We start from the raw sequence: 11,717 nt of genomic DNA, 5'->3' as shown, positions 1-11,717 counted from the left end.
GGTGAGTAAACTCTTAGTGTGCTTCTATCGCTTGCGCAGGCTGGGCATCGGGGTTGTAATTTTTATCCAGGTGCCTTGATAGCGGTGTACCACTAACCTTTTCCTGCAAGTGTTGGAATATCACGAACAGTACCGGGATGATCAGTAAACCTAATATTACACCAGACACCATACCGCCGGCAGCACCAATACTGATAGAGTGGTTACCCTGTGCAGACGGGCCGGTGGCAATACTCATCGGGAACAAGCCAAATACGAAGGCCAGCGATGTCATCACAATTGGGCGGATCCTTAGCCTTGCAGCTTCAATAGCCGAATTAACCAGGCTCATACCGGTGCGGCGTTTCTGCACCGCGAACTCTACAATAAGGATGGCATTCTTAGCCAGCAAACCGATGAGCATGATAAGCGCTACCTGTACGTAAATGTTGTTTTCTATACCGGTTAAGCCAAGTACGGCAAACACACCAAATAAACCTGTTGGGATAGAAAGGATAACCGCCAATGGCAGGATGTAGCTTTCGTACTGTGCCGATAGCAGGAAGTAAACGAAAACCAAACATAACAGGAACACTACAGTAGACTGCCCGCCCGAAGCGATCTCCTCGCGGGTTTGGCCCGAAAACTCGTAAGCAAAGCCCGAAGGTAATTCCTCTTTAGCGGTTTCCTCTATAGCCTTAATGGCATCACCCGAGCTGTAACCCGGTTTGGGAATAGCATTCACCTCAATAGAGTTGAACAGGTTGTAACGGGATGCTGTTTCTGAACCATACACACGGGTTAATTTAACCAGGGTGTTGATAGGTACGGTTTCACCTGCTTTATTCTTCACAAATACACGATCGATAGTTGTAGGGTCGGTACGGTCGGCAATATCGGCCTGTACAACCACGCGGTAATACTTACCAAAGCGGTTAAAGTCCGAAGCCTGCGCGGTACCAAAATACGCCTGCATGGTAGATAAGATGTCCTTAACATTTACACCAAGCTGGTTAGCCTTTTCGTCGTCTATTTCTAATTGTAATTGAGGGTAATCGGCTTTGTATGATGTAAAGGCGTAGGCAACTGCCGGTTTTTGCATCAATTTAGCAATAAAGTTATTGGCAACGCCGCTAAACTTATCAAGCTTGCCGTTGGTTTTATCCTGCAGCATAACATCCAATGCCTCTACGTTACTAAACCCGGGTACGGTTGGGAAACTGAACACAAAGAATGTTCCGCCCGGTACAGCACCTAATTTACCACGTACAATGTTTTGAATCTCATCAATGTTCTTTACATCGCCACGCTCATGCGTAGGTTTCAATAACAGGAATATAACACCTGCCGAAGGGCTGCTTGATTGTGTTAAGAAGTTGAAACCCGATAGCGCGGTTACGAACCTTGCTGATGGCAGCGATTTCAACTGATCTTCCGCTTGTTTAAAGATCTTGTTAGTACCGGCCAGCGATGTACCAGATGGGGTGGATACCGCTATGGCCACAAAGCCCTGGTCTTCGGTGGGGATAAAGCCGGTTTTGGTACGGTTCACCATAAATATGGTAGCAACAATAACTAACCCAAGGCCAGCCATGCTTATCCATTTATTTTTAATAAGCAATTGTAATCCACCAACATACCTGTTGGTAATGTAGTTGAAACTGCCGTTGAAGCCTGCATAAAATTTTTGCACAAAGCCTTGTTTGGGTGCATCGTGCCCACCTTCTGTGTGCTTGTTTTTTAAGAATAAGGCTGCAAGCGCCGGGCTTAAAGTTAAAGCGTTAACAGCCGAGATAATAATGGCTATAGCCATTGTTAACGCAAACTGTTTGTAAAATATACCGGCAGAACCACTCATGAAACTTACCGGCAGGAATACCGCCGCCATAACCAGTGTAATGGATATGATGGCGCCGGTTATTTCGTGCATAGCTTCGTTGGTAGCTTTTTTAGGGCTAAGGCTTGGGTCATGCTCCATTTTGGCGTGCACAGCCTCTACCACCACAATGGCATCATCTACCACAATACCGATGGCAAGTACCAGCGCAAAGAGGGTTAATAAGTTAATGGAGAACCCAAACAACTGCATAAAGAAGAACGTACCCACAATAGCCACCGGAACGGCTATAGCAGGGATAAGCGTAGACCTGAAATCTTGCAGGAATATAAATACCACTATAAATACAAGTACAAAAGCCTCTATCAGCGTATGCTCAACTTGTTTAATAGATTCATCAAGGTCTGTTTTGGTGCGATAGAACTGGTTGTATTTGATGCCAACCGGGAAGCTTTTTGAAGCCTTCTCCATCAGCTTATCGATCTCTATCTGGATCTCGTTAGCGTTAGAGCCCGATAACTGGATAATACCGATGATAACACCATCTTTACCGTTAAGGTTGCTATAACTGTTGTAAGAGTATGCGCCTAACTCAACACGCGCTACATCTTTTAGATGTAATACAGAACCATCTGCATTGGCGCGGATAGCTATGTTTTGGTATTCTTCGGGTTTTGTGAGTTTACCTTTGTATTTTATTACATATTCAAAAGATTGATCGCTGCGCTCGCCAAAACGGCCTGGTGCAGCTTCAATGTTTTTATCCTGTATGGCCGCCATAACCTCGGCAGGGGTAATTTTGTATGCAGCCATTTGCGAAGGGTTTAACCAAACACGCATGCTGTAATCCTTAACCCCGCCAAATACCTGTGCCGAACCTACACCCGGGATACGTTTAATCTCGGGTACGATGTTGATCTGCGCGTAGTTGGCAACAAAGGTAGCATCATACTTTTTAGGGTCGTCGGTGTAAATGGCCATCGCGCCAATAAAGCTGTTTTGCTGTTTGGTTGTGGTAATACCATACTGTACAACCTCGGCAGGTAACTGGCTGGTAGCCTGCGAAACGCGGTTTTGTACGTTTACAGCTGCCTGGTCGGGGTTGGTACCTTGTTTAAAGTAAACGGTTATACCAAGCGAACCATCGTTACTTGCGGTAGAGGTCATGTAGGTCATGCCTTCTACACCGTTAATTGCTTCTTCCAGAGAAGGTGTTACCGAACGCAGGATGGTTTCGGCATTTGCGCCCGGGTAAACCGCGGTTACCAACACGGCCGGAGGGGCAATGTTAGGGAAACGCTCTAAGGGCAGTTTTGTTAAGCCAAGTACCCCAACTATCACCAGTAATATGGAGATAACTGTAGAGAGTACCGGCCTTTCTATGAATTTCTTAAACATGATCTTTTATTTAGAGAGCCAGGATATAAGGAAGCAGGAACCAAGACACCATTCAGCATCGTCCAATTTCCTCATATCTTGTTTCGTGATTCTTAAATTCTTGTGTCTTTGTCAGGGATTAGTTTTTTGCTACAGCTACCGCTTTATCGGCCTGTTTTTGCGGGGCAATTACAGAACCTTCCTGCAATTTATCCATGCCGCTTAAAACTATTTGGTCGCCGGCTTTTATGCCATCTTTAACCAGGTAGTTCTCGCCACTTGTACCAATAATGGTTATTGGCAATTTTTTAACCTTGTTACTATCGGCAAGGGCGTAAACAAATACTTTATCCTGCATTTCAACAGTTGCAGATTGCGGCACTATTAAGGCGTTGGTATGCTCCATGCTCAGGCGTACTTTACCGGTGTTACCAGAACGTAACAAGCCATTAGGGTTTGCAAAGGTTGCCCTTACTGTAATAGCACCAGTGTTTTTATCAAACTGGCCGTCAATTACATCAATTTTACCCTGTTTATTGTATTCGGTTCCATCTGCCAATAGTAACCCTACTGATGGTACGCGTTTAAGCTTATCTTTTAAAGTTTCGCCCGGATATTGTTCTTTAAAGTTTACAAAGTCCTTTTCGCCCAGGGAAAAGTAAACGTGTACATCGTGCACGTCAGATAATTGCGTAAGCGCTTCAACATCCTGTGGGCTAACAAGGCTACCTTGTTTTTTTAACAGACGGCCAATATAACCGCTAACAGGTGCTTTTATTAAGGTATAACCTAAGTTGATCTGCGCGGTTGCCACGTTAGCCTTTGCCGATTCTATATTGGCTTTTGCTACCTGGTAAGCCGCTTTAGCTGTTTTTAGCTGATATTCCGATACTACTTTGTTGGCAACCAGCGGTGTTAATTTGTCTACCTCTATCTGCGCGTTGCCCTGTGCTGCTTCGGCCGCGTGTAAGCTTGCTAAAGCATTGTTTAATGCTGCACGGTAAGGCTGGTCGTTTATTTTAAATATTGGAGAGCCGGCAGCCACAAAAGCGCCTTCGTCTACAAATACCTTGTCTAAAGTACCGCTAACCTGCGGGCGAACTTCAACATTTACAGTGCCTTCTATAGATGCAGGATATTCCTGGTAAGTTGTTTGGTTGCCTGTTGTTACTGCAGCTACCGGTAATGCCGGTGGCGGCGGTGCCTGCTGCGCCTGCTGTTTGGGCCCGCAGCTGAATAGTGATATGGCGATAATTGCCGCTAAGATAATTTTCATGATGATTAGTTTTGATGGTGAGTTAATAGGAGTGAGCGCAGCCCTAAGACTGTTGATATATATGGTGTCGGTTGTTTTCGTTGTATTGTGCATTGCTTGTATGTATTGTTGTATTCGATATTTAGATGTTTGAGTTTTTGCTTAATTATCACCTTAGCTAACCACAACAATAAGAAGTTATTAACATTGGTAGATTATTTAACACTGTTAAATAACGGAGTGAAGAAGTGATTACAGTTTTCATGAGCTTTGAGTTTAACTTTTAAATAACACTTTGAGCAGTACTGTTATTGTTTGTAAGCAGCACTTAAGATATATACGATATTAAGGTGTGATAGACCTGATGATACCGGTAATAGCATCCCTTAATACCTGCCTGTTAATTTTATCAGAGTCGCCACGGTCTAACAAGTTTATAGAAACCAAACCATGCACTACCGACCAAAAAGTATAATACTTGGTACAAATAATGTCCGACTCCAGGTCTTCGATATTCATCAACTCGCTGATAGAACCGGTAATAATATCCCATGGCAATTCGGCCTCGGGCAAATCATTCACCATTTTACAGGCACAACTGGTTGTAATACCAAACATGCCCTGGTAAAGTTCTTTATTAGCAAAAGCGAAGTTCCAGTAAGCAAGCCACATTTCTTCTAACTGGTTTCCCGGCGAGGTATGCTTATCTTTAGCTTCCTGCAATTGCTTTGCAAGTTTTAAATAACCCTGGCGATAAAGTTCTAATAATATAGCCTCTTTGTTGGCAAAGTACTCGTAAATGATTGGTGCGGTGTATTCAATAACATCCGCTATTTTACGCATACTTAAAGCCTGCCATCCCTCTGCTTTAACAATTTGTAAAGCGGCATCCAGGATGTTCACCCTGGTTTCCTCTTTCAATCGTAATATCCTATCCTTGCTGGCCATTTTATTTTACCCTATTAGATTATTTAACAGTGTTAAGCAAATGTACAACGGTAAATAACAAACCGTTTCATCCTAATGTCATTTACTTAAGCGTTTTAAACTTTTTTTATTATTTTTATTCTATGCAGTTATTGTCTTCATGAAACTTTACAAGCTTCAGCATAACTTCAATAGCAATTTCGTAATTTTTAGTACCTGCAACCTTTTTATATTGGTTTTCGAGAGCGGCGACCTGGTCTTTTAGGTTGTGATAAAAAGCTTCGCCCTCAGTTGTAAAATATAACATTACCACACGGGCATCATCGGCGCTTTTCTCGCTGCGCACCATATTAATAGCTTCCAGCTCTTTAACCATTTTACTGGTAGCCTGCTTGCTAACATTCATTTTAGCGGCCAGTTCGTTATTAGAGATGCCTGTTTTACCAATGCTCATAAATAACGGCAAATGCGCGCTGTTAAATCCCGGCTGGTCTATAAGGCAAAGTTTTTTATTCATCCACTCGTCCAAAAGGCGTTTAAGCAGGTATATCAGCTTAGGGGCAACCTTTTTGGTTTCTTCGGTTATTACACAAGTTTCTGCCATAATAGTATTACTAACAATTAAAAGTCAACCAGGTTTACGAATATAAATTAAAAGTCGAATTTCACAAAGAACCGTACACCGTATCTTGGTGCGCCCGGGTTATCCAGGTAAGTAAACCTCTTTACAAAATCTACACGTAGTAATTTAAATATGTTACCTATACCAACGCTACCCTCAACATATGGTGTGCTGCCCAGTGCATAAGTACCGGCGCCGCCATTCAGTGCACCCGGGAAACGTAGTAGCGATGGGTCGTTATTTGGGTTGTTTTCGCTGCGCACACCACCCCATAAGCTTTTTACATCTATTATTTCGCGTAATTTCAATTTCTTTAACAACGGAATGCGGTTAAACAAAAAGCCGTTAAAGTTATGATCAATAGCGATGCTGGCGTAATGGTCGCTCACAAACTCCTGGAAGTTCATTAAGTTATATGATTGCAGCTGAAAAGCATAGGTTTGGTTGGCATGGTGTATATCTAATAACGGGAAAGGCACCTTACCAAACACAACTCCACCCTCGGTAGTAACATCGGTAAAACCTAACTGCGACAGGTAGAAACGTTTGCTGATGTTACCCATCACGTTTTGGTAATTGTATTCGCCGCCAAATAAACCTTTAATACCTTGTGTATAGTTTAAGGTAAAAATGGGGTACTTATCTGGTATAGGGGTGCGGTATAGTTTGCCCTGATAAAATTTTTCGTGCGGTGCCCAACGGATCTGTGCCGATAATTCGGTGGTTTGGATCAGGTTAACATTATTTAAAGCGCCGCTTGGCAAAATGTTTTGGTATTGTAAAGCGCCTGCTGGTGTTTGGTTCCATTTTTTGAAACCCAAAGTGTACGATAAGTGATTGATAAATTCGTGCACATAATCAAACCTAAAGATGTCGTTATACAACCATATATCATTGGCACCTCGTTTAAATGATAACAGGAAGTTGCTTTCCTGAACAAACTGTAATTCCTGGCCCGGTATTTTAGTATCGTGCTGGAAGCTTGCCCTGATGTAGTTTTGCGGGAACGAGTAAATAGATTTATTGTTAAGCGAGTAGGTACTGCTTAAAAAGTATTTAAATTTTTCATCGCGTACACCGTAGGCGCCATAAGTTTCAAAATAGTAGCGTTTGCTTAGGGTAGGAGTGGTACGGCCACCCAAGCGAACACGGAAACCTTCTACGGGATTAAAGCTGTAGAATGTGTTGGCCGGGCCAACCTCAAAGGTGCCAAAGTTTTTATAACCGGCTAATACCAGCGTAGCAATATCCATTGTTTTTTTGAAAGAAGGGATGGTTTGCAGGCTATCGATGTTTTTATAAATTCCGGCAGATACCGCGTCTAATGTATCGGGACGGGTCATTTGCCAGTAGGTATCATCTTTGTCTTCGGCATTAAGGGCTACAACCTGTGCCGGGCCTTTATATGTATCGTTTGTGCGGGCGTTATTTATAACAAAATTGTTTATTGTAACCAAACGCTCACCGTAAATACCGCCGCCTTTTTCTTTGTTTATACCAAACTCAATTTTAAGGTCGCTTTGGTTAAGGTGGTAACGGCCATCGTTGTTTTTCTCAAAAGAAAGGTCGGCCTGCATTTGCCTTACAAAATTAAGGTTGATGTTTTTGTTTACCGTTAAATGCGCGTTTTGAACGGCATAATTGCCATCCATGGTAATGTATATTTTACCTTCAAATAAAAGGTTGTTGGTATTGCGGGGAGTAAAGCTTAGCTCAATAAGGTTTGGCTGTACATCCTTCAAGGTATCGGTAATAAAAAACTTGTAAAAATCGGGCGAGCTGTTGGCAATTGGGCTTAACAGTTGGTTGCTTAACAGCGATACGTTGTTATCATAAATGTTAATATCCTGGTACATACGGTTAAAGTATGCGGTAAGGCCTTGGTTGTCTACAAAGTTCTCGTCGTATTTTACCTGTTTGTTGGCAGTAATTATCTGCTTTTTAGCGTAAGGTGCCTTGCGGAAATAGTTATCAGATGTTTTTTCTTCCTGGTACATCGGTAACAATATTTTACCACCTATAGCGGTAGAATCCTGCTCGCGGAACAAGAACTGATAATTTTTAAAGATCTTTTTATTACGGAATTTTTCACTCAGGTTACTTAACGAGAAATTCATGCGCTCGTATTGTTTATACTCGGCATAATTATAATTCTCAACCTGGTTTTGCGCCTTGTGGGCAATTACCTGGCGTATAAGTTCAACGGCGGGGTTGTTCTTGTTGGTGTATTTCTTTTTCTTGCCAGACCTTACAATTACTTCGCTTAACGAATGATTATCTTCGGTTAGGGCAATGTTTATAGTTTGATCCTGACCCGGTGTAATATTATGTGTTACCGAACGGTAACCCACAAATGACACCCTGATCTGGTTAATGCTGTTATCATTAGTTGTTACTGTAAAACGGCCCTGGGCATTTGTACCTGCCGCGCCTTGTGTAGTACCGGCAAAAGTTACCGTAACGTACGACATGGGTTGCTTGGTTTTTGCATCGGTAACCACACCACGCACAATAGTTTGTGCATGTAGCGCCGTAACCGACGAAAGCAGTACCAACAGTAGTACCGCAATTTTATTGACTATTTGAGTAAAAAGTGTTTTCATTGCTGAGGTGTGTGATTAGATAGAGGTTTGGTTGATGTTTTGATGACTGGCTGGTTTATGTACCATTTTACGTATGGCTTTAACCGTTGACGTTGCATAACTGCGAACAGTAAGGGTTAAAAACTCCATGTTAATATCAGCACCTAAAAAGTTTTGTTTAAAGCCTTCTCCCAACGCGCCAATAATATACTCGCTTGCAGACATACTTTTTTTAGCGTTGCCTGATGTTGAGATACATACATTGGTTTTTGAGTCAGCGGTATGGTCAGTATTTCTTTTGAAAAGATTGCTGATGTTTGGCTGAGGTAGAGTTAACGTTTTCATTGCTGTGATAAATAACACTGCAAATGTAAACCAAGTTGACTAATATCGTCAACCAAATTTACTATTTAACTTTATGATGACAAAAGTCAGCCGTGGAGAAGGTGGTATGACAAAAGCGCCCCGTTTAGCTATAAACGGGGCGCTTTGCAAATAGTGTAAATTATACACCTATATGGCGATATTTATTGCGGATATTGATGAATATGCAATATTAAATTCTAAAGTTTAGTGATACATATGGGTACCAGCCCTCTGTTGAATGGCCGGCCAATACCTGTAGAATAGTTAGGCCACCCGGTGAAAAATATAGGCCGCCGCCTACGCCCTGGTGCCATTTGTCAGATTGGTCATTCTCTACCCAAACGCGGCCTGTATCATAAAAGCCGCTTACGCCCAATTGGCCGGGGAGGATATAACTCGCGATGTTAAATAATTTAACACGTGCCTGCAGGTTGTTATAAACCATGTGTTTACCCGCGAAACGGTATTGCAGGTAACCCAACAAATTGCCTTGCCCACCCAAAAACATCGATTGATAAAAGGCCGGTTTACCCAAAGTTACACCACCGCCAATACGGTCTGACAATACTACCGACGCATTTTTAGTTAGCTTTTGGTAAAAAGTAAACTCGGGCATTATCTGTAAAAAATCTTTGGAGTAGGTGTTGGCACCTTTGTAGCCTTGCAGCGTTACGTTAAAATAGTAACCGCCTCTTGGTAAAATGCCTCCAACACGTTGGTTGCTGTTAAAGTTTACCACCAACCCAACATGGGCTTTATCGCGGTCTACTATCAGGCTATCGTAAGAGCCAATGAGCGAACTGTTGGTAATTAGCCTGCCCTTGTTGTCATCTTTATCCAGATGAAAATACTGGAAGGATGGGCCGGCGCTTAACGTAGCGTATTGGCTGGTGTGCCAGCGCAGGGACGGGTTAACCTCATAAGTATCGTACCTTGTACGGTAAAACCTGCGGTACATGGGCTGGTTTTTATTAAGTGTGGTGTTATTACCCAGGCCAAAAAAGTTAACGGTATTATCCGGCGCTTGTGCTGCGGCCTGCAAAACAAAGTCGGCTTTACCAACAGCCTGTATCCACTCGCCGGTGTATTTAACGCGGTAGGCTTCGGTAGCAAAGGCGTGCGTTAATGTAAAACTTTGCGAACTGGTGTACGGTAACTTACGGAAACCATCATTTTTAATATACTTAAATCCCGCGCCAATAAGTAAGCCGTCATCGGCATTCACTGCACCGGTTACAAGCGGCATCCATACATTATAAGGGTTGGTGCGTACAAAGTGGGTGTTGCTGGTATCGGCAGATATATGCTTGCCCAAACGGTCTTGCATCCCCTCAAATTTGGCAGTAGGGGTATCATACACGCGCACCTTGTTGGCAGATTGTACTACATTGTACACCTTGTTCCCCTCCGAGCCTATAACCCTTAATTTAATAGGGGAGGTGGTATTGTTAATGATAATGTTATCATCGCCGCCGGATGCGTAAAGCCGTATCTCTTTGGTGTATTTGGGGCTGTAAACAACATCCATTAAAACGTCTTTTACCTCGCCGTCTTTATTAATTTTATTAACTACTATTTGCAGGCTGCTATCGGGTAAGCCGGTTACCGCTATCTTTTCATTTTTATCGCTCAGGCGGATGTCTGCAATGCGGTAAATGAAACGGTAGTACTTATCCATCGTAGCAGGTATAAGCGCCCGGCGGGCCTTTAGTTTAGCCAATAAAACATCGTGACCCATTTTATAGGTATCGCCCGGCAGCAGGCGCAGGCTTTTTTCAAAAACCTCGTCCGTTTCTGCCGCTACAAACTCATTCGCAATTTTCATCCATTGCTCATGTGTCATTTGCGCGTTAGGGCAGGCATTTATAAAGCGGGTTTTGTAAACGCCAAACTTATAGTTAGGCTTATAGGTAAAATCTCCTAAAGCGGGGTTTATATAAGGTAAGGCAGCTATATCCGGAAACAAACCCTCTTCGAGGTGAAAAACCTGGTCGCGGTCGCGGGGGACGCCTACGTATGCTTTTCCCTTATCTTTCTTTGTTTCGGCCCAGCGCCATTGGTCCTCGTGGCGGTCCCAGTCACCTATCAGCAGGTCGAGCATCCGGGCACGTAAAAAACTTTCGCCATCAAAGCTGTTGTCGTTATCCTTTACAAGGTTTTCGAGCATTTTAAAAGTATTGTCAGATTCGCCGGCGGGTTCGCGCTCTTCCAGTAAACAAACCAGGTTGGCAAATATTTTACGGTATTCGCCAAGTGCAGGGTCATCTGCTATAACGCCAATTACCGGGTTGGCGTGGGGGATATTGACCGCGTCGGCCAATGGCGGCACTACTAAGGCCGAGAAAGGATGCTGACCGCTTAAGGCATCGTCGAGCCAATCAACCGCAAAGGTTTCTCTTAAGCCTTCAGGCACAAGTTTATCGGGCGTTTTCTCTACACTGCGTATCACCCACTCCTTGCCACTTTTATCTTTAAGCCGCAGCGATTTTGATTGCATGCCACCGCCTTCTTTCTCGGGTGTTAAGCCGCCGTATATTTCTGATATACGTATTACAGGGAGTTTTACCGCTGTGGCCCATTCTTTACGGTAGTTTTTACCAAAGAACCAGCGATGGATGCCGCCAACCTGGTTGTATTTAGGATGTACCTTTACAACTACACTATCGCGAAAGATGGCTTTTGGCATTGGTGCCTTTTGCGCGTTGCTGTATGATAATGCCGCGGGCACCACCATGGCGGTTATAAGTAATTTTTTAATCATGTGGGGTAGGT

Annotated in this window: 7 protein-coding genes; all 7 read right to left on the bottom strand. The window is 43.3% G+C overall.

The genetic code is table 11. The annotated features are described in order from the left end of the window. Positions 1-13: 13 nt before the first annotated feature. The 7 genes from ACFQZI_RS18165 to ACFQZI_RS18135 all read right to left on the bottom strand — a co-directional run bounded on the left by ACFQZI_RS18165 (position 14) and on the right by ACFQZI_RS18135 (position 11,706). Positions 14-3,214 (bottom strand): efflux RND transporter permease subunit, encoded by a 3,201-nt coding sequence (locus ACFQZI_RS18165; RefSeq protein ID WP_377145040.1) that lies wholly within the window; start codon positions 3,212-3,214, stop codon positions 14-16. A 118-nt stretch (positions 3,215-3,332) separates the two neighbouring features. Then, complete coding sequence (locus tag ACFQZI_RS18160) at positions 3,333-4,469, bottom strand: efflux RND transporter periplasmic adaptor subunit (protein ID WP_377145038.1); 1,137 nt, start codon at positions 4,467-4,469, stop codon at positions 3,333-3,335. A gap of 324 nt (positions 4,470-4,793) precedes the next feature. Next, the gene (locus ACFQZI_RS18155) at positions 4,794-5,396 is read right to left on the bottom strand and encodes a TetR/AcrR family transcriptional regulator (protein ID WP_377145036.1); all 603 of its coding nucleotides are present in this window, start codon (positions 5,394-5,396) and stop codon (positions 4,794-4,796) included. A gap of 115 nt (positions 5,397-5,511) precedes the next feature. Beyond that, positions 5,512-5,979 carry a MarR family winged helix-turn-helix transcriptional regulator gene (locus tag ACFQZI_RS18150; RefSeq protein WP_377145034.1) on the bottom strand — a complete coding sequence of 156 codons (468 nt, stop codon included), beginning with the start codon at positions 5,977-5,979 and terminating at the stop codon, positions 5,512-5,514. A gap of 47 nt (positions 5,980-6,026) precedes the next feature. Further along, on the bottom strand, positions 6,027-8,600 hold the full coding sequence (locus ACFQZI_RS18145; protein WP_377145032.1) for a DUF5686 and carboxypeptidase-like regulatory domain-containing protein: 2,574 nt from the start codon (positions 8,598-8,600) through the stop codon (positions 6,027-6,029). Positions 8,601-8,615: 15 nt separating this feature from the next. Then, positions 8,616-8,924, bottom strand: coding sequence for a hypothetical protein (locus ACFQZI_RS18140; protein WP_377145030.1), 309 nt, complete (start codon positions 8,922-8,924; stop codon positions 8,616-8,618). 211 nt (positions 8,925-9,135) lie between these two features. After that, the gene (locus ACFQZI_RS18135; protein ID WP_377145028.1) at positions 9,136-11,706 is read right to left on the bottom strand and encodes a BamA/TamA family outer membrane protein; all 2,571 of its coding nucleotides are present in this window, start codon (positions 11,704-11,706) and stop codon (positions 9,136-9,138) included. Between the last annotated feature and the right edge of the window lie 11 nt (positions 11,707-11,717).

The sequence above is a fragment of the Mucilaginibacter lutimaris genome, from assembly GCF_042676625.1.
Lineage (GTDB): Bacteria > Bacteroidota > Bacteroidia > Sphingobacteriales > Sphingobacteriaceae > Mucilaginibacter > Mucilaginibacter lutimaris.
Note: the sequence above shows the minus strand (reverse complement) of the source record. Positions and strands in the feature narration are given on the sequence as shown.